We start from the raw sequence: 14,478 nt of genomic DNA on the forward strand, positions 1-14,478 counted from the left end.
TCATAATTTGAGTTTTCTCTTACGTGAGACACGCCTATGAAAATTAAATCGAAACTGCTGGTGGCCTTCTCGGTTGCTACCCTCTTGCCGGTGTTGATTGTGAGTTCGATCACGGCATTTTTAGCCTCTGACCAGGCGTTAAAAAGCTTCTCTCAAAACAGTGGACAGACCTTAACCGCGGTTGAAAACTCGTTTGATCAATTCATGAGTGATATCAAATCTGTGGTGGGTTTTATGGCAGACAGTGCCCCTGTGACCGCGGCTGACGCTAAACCACTGACCACCTACCATGATAAACAAGGTAAAGCGCCTAGTCTTGTTGCTAAACAAAATGGCGGTCGAGAAGCTGAAATTTTCAACCTGTTTGAGGCCATTGGTAAAAATAATTCCAACTACGTCTACGTGTACATGGGGGACGAAGGGGATGGTTACATGGAGTGGCCAGGAACCTATGAATACGCTGAGTGGCACCCCAAAAAACGTGGATGGTACCCAAGAGCCATGGAAACACCCGGTAAGGTTGCGTTACGTGATGCTTACTACTGGGAGCCCGATGATGCCGTTTTTGTGTCTGCGGTGCGCACTTTTAACAAGGGGAGTGCCATTGGTGGCGTGGTCGCCGTTGATGTTTCGATCAAGACACTGACAGAGATGGCCAATAATACCCAGCTGGGAGATTCTGGCAGCATCATGGTGGTAGAAAATTCCGGTACCATTCTGGTAGACGCGTTAAACGAAGAGAATAATTTCAAAAAAATAGGCGATCTTACTGGAGAAGCTTACGCAAAAATTGCGCAAACCTCGTCAGGGGTGATTCGTTTTGACTTAGGTGGCGTCGATTACTACGCCAATATTTACACTTCGCCCAACTTAAAATGGAAGTTTGTGGGATTAATGCCGGCTTCGGAAATTTATGCTAGTACCGTTGAACTAGTAAAAACCACCGCTATTGTCTGTGTATTATTGTTGATTTTATTCGGTTTTGTGGCTTTCTGGATGGCGAGAAGCATGATCACCCCGATTGAGTCAGTGTCGGATCATTTGCGTGTGCTTGCTGAAGGCGAAGGTGACCTTACTTCTAAAATTGATATTAAAACGAACGATGAAACAGGTGTTTTATCTAATTGGTTTAATCAGTTTGTTGGTTCAACACGAGCGCTGATATTGGGGATCAAGCAATCCAGTACTCAGATAGATAAAATAGCCGCTGAGACATCGTTAAAAGCCAGCGATGTTGCCAGTGCAGCGAGTGATCAGTTGCAGTCTATTGAGCTGATTTCAGAGGCTGGTCAGCAAATGTTGATCGCTTCGAACGAAGCGGCCGAGAGCTGTGCCAATTCTGCCCAAGTTTCTGAGAAAGGCTTGGAAACCACAATAGCGGGTAAAAATCTGCTTAAAGACAGTGCTGAGGGAGTGAACCGTTTAGGTTCTCGTCTTAAAGAGTCAAATCAGATTATTACTGAGCTACAAAAAGAGACCGTTAATATTAATCAGATTTTGTCCACCATTCAGGGGATTGCGGAACAAACCAATCTGTTGGCTCTCAATGCCGCTATTGAGGCAGCACGAGCAGGAGAACAAGGTCGAGGCTTTGCAGTTGTAGCTGATGAAGTGCGCACCTTAGCAGGTCGAACTCAAGAATCAACAGAACAGATTAGCAATATTTTGGGTTTGCTCGGCAATCGGACGAAACAGGCATCGGATTCCATGGTGACGAGTTTAGCGGAGTCGGAAAATGCGATTAAACTCTCAGGCCAAGCATTAGTCTCTTTTGAACAGATTGAAGAAGTGGTTAAGCAGATGCGTGATATGACGATGCAAACCGCGGCTTCGGCTGAAGAGCAGAGAGCTGTGACCGAAGGGGTGAATGCCAACATTGGCGCGATTAGCGAATCAGCCCATCGCGTTTCAGGCATCTCGGGCGACGTGGCTGAGTTGTGCCGTAAGCAAGATCAGTTAAGTAAAGAGCTGCATTCTATGGTAGCCCGTTTCCGAACTGAATAGGGAAGGTGTTGCTAAGATGAAGGGCAAAAAAACCACCGAGAGGTGGTTTTTTTTGTGCTGATGCTCAGATCAGATCTGAGTAAAACTAAACAGAACCGAACTAGAAAGGACAAGGCGATACAAACGCCACCCATGCTTGTGTGTATGGGTGGCGAAATTCAAGCCGGAAAGCATGAAGCAAGAGTCTTGGGTCGTTGTGATAATCGGCGTCGTAGAATTCGTCGCCAATTATAGAGTGCCCAAGGCTTTGCATGTGAACACGAAGTTGGTGAGACCGACCGGTAAAGGGGACGAGTCGAACGCGGGTCGTGTTGTTTTCGTAGCCAAGGTTTTCCCAGTAGGTGACGGAATCTTTGCTCCATTCATCGGTGCAGATAATTTGTCTGGGTCGGTTAGGCCAGTCACAGCGCAATGGTTTTCGCACTTCGCCTTTTTCACCTAAAAGATGACCGCGCAACAAGGCGCGGTATTCTTTTTGCACTTCTCGTTCGCGAAAATGGGCGTACATGCGTTTCTGACAGTCATGGGTTTTGGCGACTAAAATCAAACCCGACGTGGCTTCGTCCAAACGATGAATGGCGAAGGCTTGTCCAAAGACACATTCCGCTCGATACAAGATGGAATCTTGCTTATCTGGCCCGCGACCGGGCACAGACAAGCAATTGGCAGGCTTGTTTATCACAGCAAACCATTCGTCTTCGTATAGTATTTCCAAACGGGAAGTAACCTGTTTCACTCAGTATTACTCGGGTTTGGTGGTTAATATGATACGAATGGCGTCTAAGCGGATCTGATGTTCGTCGATACGCGTTAGGCCTTCTTGCATATTGGTTTCCAAATGCTGAATGTCTGCATCGCGGATGGCGCTATTAAATGCTTGCAGTTCAGCAAGACGGTCAATTTCATTCTGACAGCGATGTTGGTAAGACGCTTTTGCTGCTTGCACGATGGGACGTGCTTGGTTTTGTGCATTAAGCTGATGCGCTTGTAACACTTCGATCAGGTTTTTACGTAGGGCTGCCACCCATTGCTCCGCGACACGGTTTGGCACGCCTTTCAGTTTTTCCGCCCATTTATCGGCGGTAAATTGTTGATGAAGGAATTTGCCATTGGAATCCGACAATTGCCACATGGGCGTCATGGGCAGAGATTGCGCCAATTTCAAACGTGGATGAGCCGTCGCTTCAATGACGAACATACTTTCCACCAAGACAGTGCCTTCTGGCAATGCAGCAATAGGCAGAATGGCCGAGGTAAGCTTGCCTGAGTCAAAGCCTTGTACTTCGTCCATGAGCATGGTGATCAGTGGGTGTTCCCATGTGGCGAAGGCCACGTCTTCACGCTGGCTGGCCTGACGGCGATCGAGCATGAGCATTTTGCCTTCTTCTTCAATGCCTGGAAGGGCTTCGAGCATCATGTCGGTCGAAGGACGGATAAACCACGCCGCACGTTCTGGATCGTCGTTGATGCAGTCAGCATAAATATTGAAGGCGTGGGTTACTTGTTCAATGTAGTGATGCAAACCTTTTGTTGCTTGGTGGTTGATTTTGTCGATCAGGTCACGGGCTTGTTCCGGACGACATGAACTCATTTCTAGCAACCTGTTGCGACCTTCTTCCATCTTTTTCAACAGGGCTTCATGGTATGCGTGGGCTTCTGTTAATAAATCTGCGTCGTCATCTTGGCCATGCAAATAAGCATGCAAGCTGTCACCAAAGGCCTCTTCGACTTTGTCGCCAGAGCCGGTGGTACGGCAAAATGCGTTGAGTGCGTGGTGGTACCAGTTAAACAAGCGTTCTTGTACGCTTTGTTTAATGTAAGGCACATGGATTTGCACGTCATTGAGTTGGCCTAAACGGTCTAAACGACCAATGCGTTGTTCTAGTAGATCGGGGTGTTCCGGCAAGTCATACATGACTAGGTGATGGCTGAACTGGAAGTTACGACCTTCACTGCCAATTTCAGAACACACTAGAATCTGTGCGCCGTCTTCGTCAGCAAAATAGGCTGCTGCTCGGTCACGGTGAATCAGTGGCATTTGCTCGTGGAAATCGGCACTCTGGAAGCCAGCAAAGGTCAGTTGGTCGTTTAGCCATTGTGCCATGTCGGCTGTATGACAAATCACCAGAACTTTGTCGGCTTGGCACTCTAGGAACTCTTTTAACCATATCCAACGTGGGTCTTTTTCCCAAAAACCATCAGGCACTTCGGTTTCAGGCTGCACATGTCGATGGGCCGATTCGAAATGTTCATTATTTTCTAATGGGTAAGAATGCAGATAACGATCCGGGAAGCCACCGACGGCAGCACGGGTGTTACGGAACATTTCACGTCCTGTACCGTGGCGGTCAATGAGCCAACTGACGGCGTCTTGGGCGGCTTCTTCTCGGGCAGAGCCCGATTGAGTGGTCAATATTTGGAACCATTCTTTTGCGCTGACTTCTTTTAAATAAGAGCCAAATGCCGCCTCCCAATCTAGGGCCGCGTGGGTGTTATTTTCCAGTGTAAAGGGCAGGAGAGCTTCGGCCAGTTCAGCGGCTTGTTTGAACGCTTGCTGTTGCGCTTGGTAGCGTTCAAAGTCGTGGTAATGATCGGCATCCAAAAGTTGCAATCGAGAGAAGTGCTCACGTTCGCCAGTCTGTTCTGGTGTCGCACTCAGTAGCAATAGGGATTCTGTTTTTGCGGCTAAACGCGCCACCACTTGATAGCCTATGCTCGGTGTTTCTGGGTGCCAAGCTAGGTGGTGAGCTTCGTCGACAATCACCATGTCCCATTCGGCGTCTAGCATGTGCTGAGTCGCTTTAGAGTGTTGGCTTGCCCAATCAATTGGCGAGATAACAAAAGGTTGTTGCTCGAATGGGTTGTCGTCGCCATCTATGAAGTCTTCGTACACGGATTCATTGATCAGTGAGAACGGCTGGTGGAAGCGGCGCAGCATTTCAATCAACCACTGATGTTGAAGGTTGGTTGGCGTCAAAATAAGCACACGTTTGCACAGGCCGTTTAGTAGGCGTTGATGCAAGATTAACCCTGCTTCTAGGGTTTTGCCCATGCCGACTTCGTCACATAAAAGCGCACGAGCTTTTGGTCGGTTGGCGATGTCATGGGCAAGATAAATTTGGTGCGGTAGCAGTTCCGCTTTTAACCCCATCAAACCGCGCACTGGCGATGCCGCGTTCGCTGCTTGGTGTTCTAGAGTGTGACGGCGAAGGTCGAACCACATGCGACGTGCAGGCGAAAGCGCCAACAAGGAGTCTAGTTCGTTTTTATCATTACGAGGAAATTGAATGATGGATTCTTCTAACCAATCATCATCGTCACTAATTCGGTATTCGATCAAGTCATTGATTTCTTCCACTTCCAATACAGTGAAGGTTTCATCTTGGAAGTGCAGTTGATCGCCAACGGTTAAAGTGCGTCGAACGAGGCTGGTCTGGTCATTTGAGTATTGACGATCCGCTTCCGCATCAGGGAAGTGCAAGGTAAAAGACTTGTTTTGTGTGTCTACTATCATGCCTACGCCGAGATCAGGCTCGTTGCGGCTACTCCATCGTTGTCCAGTTTGGTACATAGTTATGCGTTGTCCGGTTCAATTAAAGTTAAACTACCTTGGCATAAATCCGTCAATGTGACTTTATGCTCAGGCCAAGTACGTTCGATGACAGCAAGGTCAATCACAATGCTGTCACTGTAGGTTTTGTTGGTTATTTCTATGTCGCTCTGTTCTAACCAATATTCAACCTTACCCAGTAAAGGGTAGGCGATTTTTAGCTGAACGGGGCTACGAGGGTACACATTTTCATATTCTGTTTGCGAAAGCGCTTCTTGTACAGCTTGGCTGTAGGCTCTGACTAAGCCGCCAGCCCCCAGCTTTACCCCGCCAAAGAAGCGCGTAACGACGACGGAGGTTTCACCAAAATTTGAATGTTGTAACACATTCAGCATGGGTTTCCCGGCGGTGCCTTTGGGCTCGCCGTCATCGCTTTGGTCCCATAAATGGGCATTGTTTGGTGCGCCTGCAATAAATGCCCAACAATGGTGGTTGGCATCGGGATAGCGCTGGCGCATTGTGTCAATAAATGTCTTTGCTGCGTCACGGCCGTTGGTACGACAAACGGTCGTAATAAACTGACTATTTTTGATTTCTAGATCAAAGCGTTGCGTGTGTGTTGGGCTGTGGTAGTAATCCATGTAAACTTATCAATACCTTTGCACGACGACTGTGTTCGTCAATACCTTGTTAAAAACAAATACGTTTAATAGTGAGTTTAAATTTATATGACAGATTGGCTTTCGCAATCAGTTTGGGTGTTATCGGGCTTTTGTATCGGCGCGATTCTTCTCTCTGGTATTGCTGGCGCTATTGTACAGGCTATGCGCCGTCAGTGGCAGCTCACACAGGAAAAAATGCAGCAACAAAATGAGGAATTACAGCGTCTTTTGCAGCAATCGAAAGATCAGATTCATTATTTGGAAAAAGAGTCTTTAACCTTAGAGCAACAGTTCGCTGCAGCGCAAAGTGTTTGGCAAGAAAAGGAAGCCTTTTACCGAGAACAAAAAAAGCAAAACGAAACGGAGTTTAAGCAAATGGCCCATGACATCATGAGCCAGCAAGGGCAGCAACTGGCCAAAGAAAATGAACGTCAACTCGGGTCTTTATTGATGCCGCTTGGCTCGCAAATTCAGAAGTTTCAAGAAAGTGTCGAAAAAAGTTACCATGAAGAAGCCCGTGAACGTTTTTCCTTAGTGAAAGAGATCAAGGGTCTGCAATTATTGAATCAGAAAATCAGTGATGATGCGGTGAGTTTAACCCATGCCTTGAAAGGTCAAAACAAACTGCAAGGAGGGTGGGGAGAAGTCATTCTGGAGCGCATTTTGGAACGCTCTGGTCTGGAAAAAGGCCGTGAGTATGAAACGCAAGCGTCTTATCAAACCGCAGAAGGCCGTCGTTTGCAGCCAGACGTGGTGATACACCTTCCTGAGGGTAAACAGATCGTCGTTGATTCGAAAATGGTACTGATCAGCTATTTGGCTTACATGGAAGCGGAAACCGATGAAGACAGAAATCGTGCGCTGAAACAACATTTAGACGCCGTTCGCCGCCACATGAAAGACCTGAGTGCCAAGTCTTATCATGATTTGCCTGGCATTACTTCTTTGGATTTTGTTTTGCTCTTCATTCCAATCGAAGCGGCGTTTGGTTTGGCGTTACAGGCTGACAACGGTTTGTTCAGTGATGCGTTTGAGCACAATATCATTATTGTGGGGCCGTCGAATCTGTTGGCAACTTTGCGCACCATCCAAAATATTTGGCGTAATGAAAAACAAAGTCAAAACGCCATCGAGATTGCTCGTCAAGCGGGTGCCATGTACGACAAGTTTTCGGGTTTTGTGCAGGATATGGATGACATTGGCAGTAAGCTGGACGCGGTGAACCGCAGCCATGATGCGGCTATGAAAAAGCTAACAACAGGGCGCGGTAATCTGGTGGCCAGAGCCGAAAAGCTGAAGCTGATGGGGGCGAAGACAACCAAAGCTCTACCGGTGGAATATCTAGAGGACACCCTCAGCGATGAACCCAACATGAACGATGATGTTCGTCTTGATGGTTAGAGCGGTTATCTTATCAGCTAAATAAAGTCTGATCGCTGACACACTGCGATCAGACTTCGCATAGAGAAACGTTACTGATTAGATTGAAATTGCCAAAGAACGGTAGTTTTTTGAATGTAGTGGGTGGTTTCTAAACACATTAAGAGTCCAGCGGTAAGGTGTTTTAAGTTAGCACCCTCGGGTGTTTTGTCCGCTAGGGCGATCAGCTCGATTTCCACTTTATTGTTCAAATAATGCAGCCTGGTATTAGCAATATCCACATAGGTGTTGTGCTGGCGTAGCAAAAATCCTAGATCTGCGAGTATCTGGTGACGCGCAGGCAACTTTAAATGCGGTGGTCGACCTGACTGGGCCATAAAGCTCTCGGTTTGGATTGTTTCGTCAGTGTCAATGTGAACCATGACGTCTTCGACTTGTGCGTGTGCTTGTTTAATGGTGTACGCCACCAAATCGCCCAGATAATGTCCCTCGCTGACGCTAGCGTGGCTGGGTACGTGAATGTGCATATCTAGGTAGACTTTTCCTGCCATGGATCTGGCACGAACATCGTGGGGAGCGACTACGTGTTTTAGGCTGTTGGCGGTGTCTTTAATTTGCGCAATCAACTTTGGATCGGGCGCTGTATCCACAAGCTCTGCTAAGTTTTCCCAAACCATTACCACAGCCATTTTGCCGATCAATAGAGCAACGACAATAGAGGCCACCATATCCGCCCAGCCATAACCGAAGTAAACGCCAATTAAGCCAATTAGTACGGCAACAGAGGAAAGTGCATCACTGCGACTGTGCCAGGCATTGGCAACCAGCATTTTACTGCCAATTTTATCACCGGCTTTTTTTGTGTAATGGAAAATTGCTTCTTTGATTACAATAGTTGCAACAATGGCAGCAAGACCATACCAAGTAAATTGTGCTTGTGAGGTTGATGCTGTAATTGATTCGTAAGCAATACCAAGTGCAACAACAATAAGTACCATACCTAGGAAAACCGTCGTCAAGGTTTCGAATCGTAGATGACCATAGGGATGATTTTCGTCTGGGCCTTGGCGTGAGTTGGTAGCAGCGACATACACAAAGACGTCAGTAACCAGATCAGACAAAGAATGTATGCCATCAGCGATGAGGGCTTGAGATTGTGAAAAGTACCCCGCTACGATTTTGGCGATGCCCAACACCGCGTCCCATACGGCTCCGACAAGGGTGACTCTTTTTGCAATGCGTTGTTCTTGTTTCAGCTTTGACATGGTATAGAAGGCTCGCTTTTTAAAGTTGAAAAAGTGACTGTTTTGGCGCGAGCACCATGATGCCTCGCTTAGCGAATGTTCTCCCCAAGCTTATCCACGATAATTGTGGAAAAGGTCGGGGAGCAAAGAAAAAACCGTGTATTAATTAATTTCAAACCACAAACAATACGAGGCAAAAAACTCTCTCATAGTAAGAGACATCAGAGAAAAGTTTGCATCCATATCAGACAAGCCACCACCTTGAGAATCATTAAAAGCGGCTTCTTTCAGGGCGTCGTCGAATTTAATTTTGCGCAAAGTCAGGTCGTCGTGCAAAACGAAACTGAGCTTTTCTGACCAGCGAAGGGCCAGGTTTTTCACCGCCATGCCTTGTTGTAAATGGCGTGTGACGTCTTCAGACAAGGGCTCGAGAGACTTGAATCGAATACTGGCTTTGTCTTCTGAACCGTCTTGTATTTCACATTCATCGCCGGTTTCTAAGCTGGCGGGCACGTCATTTTTGACTAACCAGTCTGTCATCAGAGAAGAGGGCGACACTTGAGCTTGCAAGGGCGTCATCGGGAAACTGCCCAAGGTGGTTTGCAAGTGTTTGAAGAGCTGTTCTGTCATACTGGCGTTGGTGCTGTTGAGAACCAGTATTTTGGCTTGTAGATCAATGTAAGCCCAAATGTCCGTGCGTTTTGAAAAGGCTTTTGGACGCAAGGTAAAAACCAGCTCATCCTTCATATCAGATTTTTCTTTACGCCCGACTTTGCGCCCTTCGATCAGTTCGATTTCAGCCACCTTCGCTTCGAGTTCTTCACGAACCACGGCAGATGGGAGTACCTTTTCTTCTTTGCCTGCGCGGAATAAAACGCAGCGATCGCTTACTAGGCTCCACTGTTCGCTGTTGCGAATCAGTGGCAGCCAACCAAAAGAAAACTCTTCCTGTGAACCGCATTCTTGTAATGGGAATTCCGGGATTTTATCAATCAGTGCATTGGTGTCGAGTGATTCTGTGTCTGTTAACTGAAATATTTGAGCGTTTTTGAACCACATAATTAATCTCTCACGGCTTCTTTAAAGTGCTTTCGACAAACGGACAGGTAGCGATCATTACCGCCTATTTCAACCTGAGCGCCTTCTTTAACGGGCGTACCTTGTGCATTGAGCCGGATGACCATGGTGGCCTTGCTGCCACAATGGCACACGGTTTTTAATTCGATGAGTTTATCTGACCAAGCCAATAAAGCTTGGCTTCCTGCAAACAGTTCGCCTTGGAAATCCGTGCGGATACCAAAGGCTAAAACAGGGATATGCCATTTATCGACCACCTCTGATAGGGCGTAAACCTGATCTTTGGTCAAAAATTGCGCTTCATCGATTAAGATGCAGCTGAGCGTTTGCTGTTGATTCTCGGCTTTGACGAGTGCTGTGATGTCGGTGTTATGATCAAATAGACTGGCTTCGGCTGAGATGCCAATTCGGGAAGCAATTTGTCCCGTTTCAAAGCGGTCGTCTATTGATGCTGTAAGCAGTAAAACTCTCATGCCTCGCTCTTGGTAATTATGAGCGGATTGCAGTAAAACGGTAGATTTACCTGCGTTCATCGCCGAGTAATAAAAATACAGTTTGGCCATAATACGATTGTCTATTTGGTCGCTGATAAATGGGTCGCTGAGTATAGCAAACCAAGCTGGCTATTAACCGGATTTTTTGGGCTTAATGGTTTTTGCTTTAGAAAGGCTTTTGTTAATTTGAAGCGTTAACCATTCTGCCCGCTTAATACCGTTGAGTTCGCATAGTTGATCCAGTTTATCAATAGTGTCTTGTTCAACCACCAGTTCTAGTCGCTTTAGTCCCAGTGCTTTTTCTTTTTCCCGTTGCGCGCGTTTGTTTATTTTGAGCTGATCTTTCCTCGTTAAAGGTTGAGTGCGAGGTCGCCCCGGCGCTTTGCCAAATAAGTCGATGGTATTTCTATCAGAAGACGCTTTTGCCATGATTTTCAGGTTCGTATAGGTGTTAAGGGGTGGAGTGTATTGCAGAAACAAAGAAACGGAAGGGTGATAGAGCTGCTTCCGTTTCTTTGTGTGAGCGGGTTACTTTTGCGCTGTTTGCTTTTCCGTTTGCTGTTGGGCTATTTGGTTGGTTGCAATAAAATCCAACAATATTTCTGACGCTTCTTTTGCGTAAGTGTCTTCTTTGATGGCTTCTATCTCATCAACGGAGGTGAGCAGTGGCAAATCAAGGGCTTCACGACGTGTATTTTCTCGCTGCAGGTCTTTTTGGTCGTTTTCTTCACGTTGTTGCAAACGTATGCTTTCTTTTAGTGAGATTGATTTAAAACTGTCCGCTTGCTGTTTGAATGTGTTCAGCTGATCGTTAATGGCAACGAAGTTAGGGTCTGCTGCCATTCTAGCCTGATGGCGCGGTTCTAAAATAGGTAAATAAGCCGGTATGTTCCAATACACGGGATAGCGAATCTCATGGATTTTATCCCAAGGTAAAGGGTTATCAAGCGCACTTTCGCCTATGGTCTCCTTGTCAATTAGAGAAGGGAATAAGATGTCTGGTACAACACCTTTATGTTGCGTGCTTTCACCAGAAACACGGTAAAATTTTGCTTGTGTGACTTTTAATTGACCTTTATCGAGTTCTTGTAAAACTTGCACTGTGCCTTTACCAAAGGTTTGGTCACCAAGAATTAATGCCCGGCCGTAGTCTTGAAGTGCACCTGCAACGATTTCAGAGGCTGAAGCGCTCATGCGGTTGACTAAAACCGCCATGGGGCCGCTGTAGGCAATGCTGGTGTCAGAGTCTCCTAGTGGAGTCACACGGCCGCTTTGGTCGCGGATCTGAACGGTAGGGCCAGCGGGAATAAATAAGCCAGTGAGAGAGTTGGCTTCTTGCAAAGAACCTCCCCCGTTATTTCTAAGGTCTAATATGAGCGCAGAAATGCCTTCTTCACGCAATTCGTCGATTAGTTGCTTGGTGTCTCTGGTGGAGCTTTTATAGTTTTTGTCTCCTGCCTGTATCGCTGTGAAGTCTGAGTAAAACGTGGGTAGAGATATAACGCCTACCTTGTATTGCTCGCCATCACGTTCTAATTCGACAATTTCTTTTTTAGCAGACTGATCTTCCAGTTTGACTTTTTTGCGCACAATACTGATCTGTTTGCTGGTTTGGGTGTCCCCTTTACTGGAAGTGACTTCCAATACCACCGTGGTGTCTCTCTCGCCGCGAATCATATCAACCACATCGTCGAGGCGCATTCCTACCACATCAATCATGGGTTTGCCTTCTTGACCAACGGCGATAATACGATCGTTTGGAGCTAAGTCACTTTGGGTGGCCGCTGGACCACCAGGCACCAATCTAACAACCTTGGTGTAGTCGTCATCCATTTGCAGAACCGCGCCGATGCCTTCCAGAGACAGGCTCATGTTTATGTTAAATGTCTCTGATGCTCTGGGCGCAAAATAGCTGCTATGCGGGTCTAGGGCAGAGGTCACTGAGTTGGCAAAGGTTTGAAAAACATCGATGGCGTTTGTTTGGTCAACGTGTCTAAGTTGATTTTTGTAACGACGTTGAATCGTGGAGATGATTTTTTCTTCACTTTCGCCATTCAGTTTGAGTGTCAACGCCCGATTTTTTAAGCGTTTACGCCAATAATCATTCAGCTCTTCATGGTTATTTGCCCAAGCTTGTGTTTCTGGGTCCGTGTTGAAACTCTCTTCAACATCGTAGTCAAAGGCACGGACTAATTCTGGCACCTTTTCCTGGAGGTCTGTCAGTCTTTTTTCAAGGCGTTTTAAATAGAGGTTATAAATATCATAAACGATTTGAGGATCACCATTTTTTAGTGCATCGTCTAGTTGGTACTTGTATTGAGAAAGCTGGTCAATGTCGCTTTGTAAAAAGAAGCTTTTACTGGGATCTAAAGCATTGATGTAATAGTCAAACGCTTTGGCCGAAATGGTATCGTCAATGCGAGGTCTGTTATAATGAATTTTTTCCAGTGTCTCTACTAACTCTTTTGACACTTGCTTGTATTCAGGAGGCGGCTGGAGTTCTTGAAAGGCAAATGAAGCCGAAGAGGCCAAAGCGTAGCCAGTCGTTAAAAGGCAAAGTAAAAAGCGTTTGTAATTCATCCTGTACGGGCTCTCTTAATCTATTTAATACGTCGTTATCAAAATCATATTAGACACAGGGCTGTAAGGCTAGCCAAAGTGTTAAAAAGTCACTTTTTTTAAAGCATTGAGTAAATGGGAATATATGCAGCATACACAATTTAATCAGGGTTTATTGTCTTTTTTGCAATCATCACCAACGCCTTTTCATGCCACCAACAGCATGCGAACTGAGTTGATCGGTGCTGGTTTTGTCGAATTGTTTGAAGAAGACAATTGGGTAATCGAAGAGGGTGGACAGTATTTTGTGACTCGTAACGAGTCTTCGATCATTGCTTTTACCACGCCGCAGCTGACATTTAATCAGACCGGTTGGAGAATGATAGGCGCTCATACAGACAGTCCATGTTTGAAGCTGAAGCCCAATGCCCAAGTAGACAGGTTCGGTTATCACCAATTGGGTGTGGAGGTGTATGGCGGGGTGTTATTGCACACATGGTTGGACCGTGACTTGTCTATTGCGGGTCGTGTCACTGTAAAAACGAAAAAGGGTGAGATTGTTAGTCGTTTAATTGATTTTCAGGACCCGATCGCTGTCGTGCCGAATTTGGCAATTCATTTAAACAGACAGGCGAATGAGGGCTTTTCAGTCAATCCTCAAGAAGAGATTTTGCCGATTTTGTGCGGTATAGAGAATGCATTTGATTTGCACGAGGTGTTGGCGGCACAGCTAACAAAACAACATGCGGATGTGTCTATTGACGCCATTTTGGATTTCGAGCTGAGCTTGTATGACACACAGCCAGCGGCCTTAGTGGGTTTACATAAAGAATATATTTGCGCTGCGCGATTAGACAACTTGTTAAGCTGCTACGTGGGTCTACAGGCGCTGTTGCATTCTGACTTTCAACGCCCTAGTTTGTTGATTTGCACAGATCATGAGGAAATTGGCAGTTTATCGGCGTGTGGAGCAAATGGCCCTTTCTTGGACGATGTTTTACGTCGCTTGACGCCGAACCCAGAACAATTTGTTCAGTCTATTCAGCGTTCTATGATGGTATCGGCTGATAATGCTCATGCTCTGCATCCTAATTATGCGAATAAGCACGACAAGCACCATGCGCCTGCAATAAACAAGGGTGCGGTTATTAAAGTGAATGCCAACCAGCGCTATGCAACAAACAGCGAAACCGCCAGTATTTATCGAGACATGGCGGCGGAAGAAAATTATGACGTGCAGTGTTTTGTGGTGCGAAGTGATATGGCGTGTGGCAGTACAATCGGGCCGATTACGTCGGGTGAGATTGGTGTGCCGACCATTGACATAGGTTTGCCGACGTTTGGTATGCACTCTATTCGTGAATTGGCTGGCAGCCAGGATGCGTTCGGCTTGTATAAAGTGCTCACACGATTCACTCAACGAGAAACGCTCATGACTCGCTAGAGGCTATGGGCTAATGCTTTCATCAAGGTTTAGCAGAGTTTAAACCAAAAAAGTCGCCGAAGAG

The 14,478-nt window shown here is 46.4% G+C and carries 11 protein-coding genes; 3 read left to right on the forward strand and 8 right to left on the reverse strand.

The annotated features are described in order from the left end of the window. Nucleotides 1-36: 36 nt before the first annotated feature. The gene (locus EBI00_RS08250) at nt 37-2,004 is read left to right on the forward strand and encodes a methyl-accepting chemotaxis protein (RefSeq protein ID WP_123095458.1); all 1,968 of its coding nucleotides are present in this window, start codon (nt 37-39) and stop codon (nt 2,002-2,004) included. Between the two features lie 100 nt (nt 2,005-2,104). Here EBI00_RS08250 and EBI00_RS08255 read toward each other — a convergent pair whose 3' ends face one another. From EBI00_RS08255 to EBI00_RS08265, 3 genes are read right to left on the reverse strand one after another with little or no spacing between them, the layout of a single operon-like run. Then, nucleotides 2,105-2,740 carry an RluA family pseudouridine synthase gene (locus EBI00_RS08255; protein WP_123095459.1) on the reverse strand — a complete coding sequence of 212 codons (636 nt, stop codon included), beginning with the start codon at nt 2,738-2,740 and terminating at the stop codon, nt 2,105-2,107. Nucleotides 2,741-2,746: 6 nt separating this feature from the next. Beyond that, on the reverse strand, nt 2,747-5,575 hold the full coding sequence (gene rapA, locus EBI00_RS08260; RefSeq protein WP_123095460.1) for an RNA polymerase-associated protein RapA: 2,829 nt from the start codon (nt 5,573-5,575) through the stop codon (nt 2,747-2,749). Between the two features lie 2 nt (nt 5,576-5,577). Further along, nucleotides 5,578-6,195: a YigZ family protein gene (locus EBI00_RS08265; protein WP_123095461.1), complete on the reverse strand. Its 618-nt coding sequence runs from the start codon at nt 6,193-6,195 to the stop codon at nt 5,578-5,580. 87 nt (nt 6,196-6,282) lie between these two features. Here EBI00_RS08265 and EBI00_RS08270 point away from each other — a divergent pair, with 87 nt between their 5' ends. Continuing rightward, the gene (locus tag EBI00_RS08270; RefSeq protein WP_123095462.1) at nt 6,283-7,617 is read left to right on the forward strand and encodes a DNA recombination protein RmuC; all 1,335 of its coding nucleotides are present in this window, start codon (nt 6,283-6,285) and stop codon (nt 7,615-7,617) included. 71 nt (nt 7,618-7,688) lie between these two features. Here EBI00_RS08270 and EBI00_RS08275 read toward each other — a convergent pair whose 3' ends face one another. The 5 genes from EBI00_RS08275 to EBI00_RS08295 form a co-directional block, all read right to left on the reverse strand. Further along, complete coding sequence (locus EBI00_RS08275; RefSeq protein ID WP_123095463.1) at nt 7,689-8,861, reverse strand: cation diffusion facilitator family transporter; 1,173 nt, start codon at nt 8,859-8,861, stop codon at nt 7,689-7,691. 141 nt (nt 8,862-9,002) lie between these two features. After that, nucleotides 9,003-9,899 carry a recombination-associated protein RdgC gene (locus tag EBI00_RS08280; RefSeq protein WP_123095464.1) on the reverse strand — a complete coding sequence of 299 codons (897 nt, stop codon included), beginning with the start codon at nt 9,897-9,899 and terminating at the stop codon, nt 9,003-9,005. Nucleotides 9,900-9,901: 2 nt separating this feature from the next. Further along, on the reverse strand, nt 9,902-10,480 hold the full coding sequence (locus EBI00_RS08285; protein WP_123095465.1) for a thymidine kinase: 579 nt from the start codon (nt 10,478-10,480) through the stop codon (nt 9,902-9,904). Nucleotides 10,481-10,543: 63 nt separating this feature from the next. Next, nucleotides 10,544-10,840 carry a LexA regulated protein gene (gene ybfE, locus EBI00_RS08290; RefSeq protein WP_123095466.1) on the reverse strand — a complete coding sequence of 99 codons (297 nt, stop codon included), beginning with the start codon at nt 10,838-10,840 and terminating at the stop codon, nt 10,544-10,546. 99 nt (nt 10,841-10,939) lie between these two features. Continuing rightward, on the reverse strand, nt 10,940-12,991 hold the full coding sequence (locus EBI00_RS08295; protein ID WP_123095467.1) for a carboxy terminal-processing peptidase: 2,052 nt from the start codon (nt 12,989-12,991) through the stop codon (nt 10,940-10,942). 124 nt (nt 12,992-13,115) lie between these two features. On the opposite strand from EBI00_RS08295, the gene EBI00_RS08300 reads away from it, so the two are divergent. Continuing rightward, a complete protein-coding gene (locus EBI00_RS08300; RefSeq protein ID WP_123095468.1) occupies nt 13,116-14,414 on the forward strand; it encodes a M18 family aminopeptidase in 1,299 nt (432 codons plus the stop codon). Nucleotides 14,415-14,478 lie beyond the last annotated feature (64 nt).

The organism is Marinomonas hwangdonensis (assembly GCF_003721245.1).
GTDB classification, from domain to species: Bacteria; Pseudomonadota; Gammaproteobacteria; order Pseudomonadales; family Marinomonadaceae; genus Marinomonas; species Marinomonas hwangdonensis.

Coding starts and splice junctions, on each gene's coding strand:
- EBI00_RS08300 (WP_123095468.1), top strand. CDS start 13,116: ATGCAGCATACACAATTTAATCAGGGTTTATTGTCTTTTTTGCAATCA.
- rapA (WP_123095460.1), bottom strand. CDS start 5,575: ATGTACCAAACTGGACAACGATGGAGTAGCCGCAACGAGCCTGATCTC.
- EBI00_RS08280 (WP_123095464.1), bottom strand. CDS start 9,899: ATGTGGTTCAAAAACGCTCAAATATTTCAGTTAACAGACACAGAATCA.
- EBI00_RS08270 (WP_123095462.1), top strand. CDS start 6,283: ATGACAGATTGGCTTTCGCAATCAGTTTGGGTGTTATCGGGCTTTTGT.
- ybfE (WP_123095466.1), bottom strand. CDS start 10,840: ATGGCAAAAGCGTCTTCTGATAGAAATACCATCGACTTATTTGGCAAA.
- EBI00_RS08295 (WP_123095467.1), bottom strand. CDS start 12,991: ATGAATTACAAACGCTTTTTACTTTGCCTTTTAACGACTGGCTACGCT.
- EBI00_RS08275 (WP_123095463.1), bottom strand. CDS start 8,861: ATGTCAAAGCTGAAACAAGAACAACGCATTGCAAAAAGAGTCACCCTT.
- EBI00_RS08285 (WP_123095465.1), bottom strand. CDS start 10,480: ATGGCCAAACTGTATTTTTATTACTCGGCGATGAACGCAGGTAAATCT.
- EBI00_RS08265 (WP_123095461.1), bottom strand. CDS start 6,195: ATGGATTACTACCACAGCCCAACACACACGCAACGCTTTGATCTAGAA.
- EBI00_RS08250 (WP_123095458.1), top strand. CDS start 37: ATGAAAATTAAATCGAAACTGCTGGTGGCCTTCTCGGTTGCTACCCTC.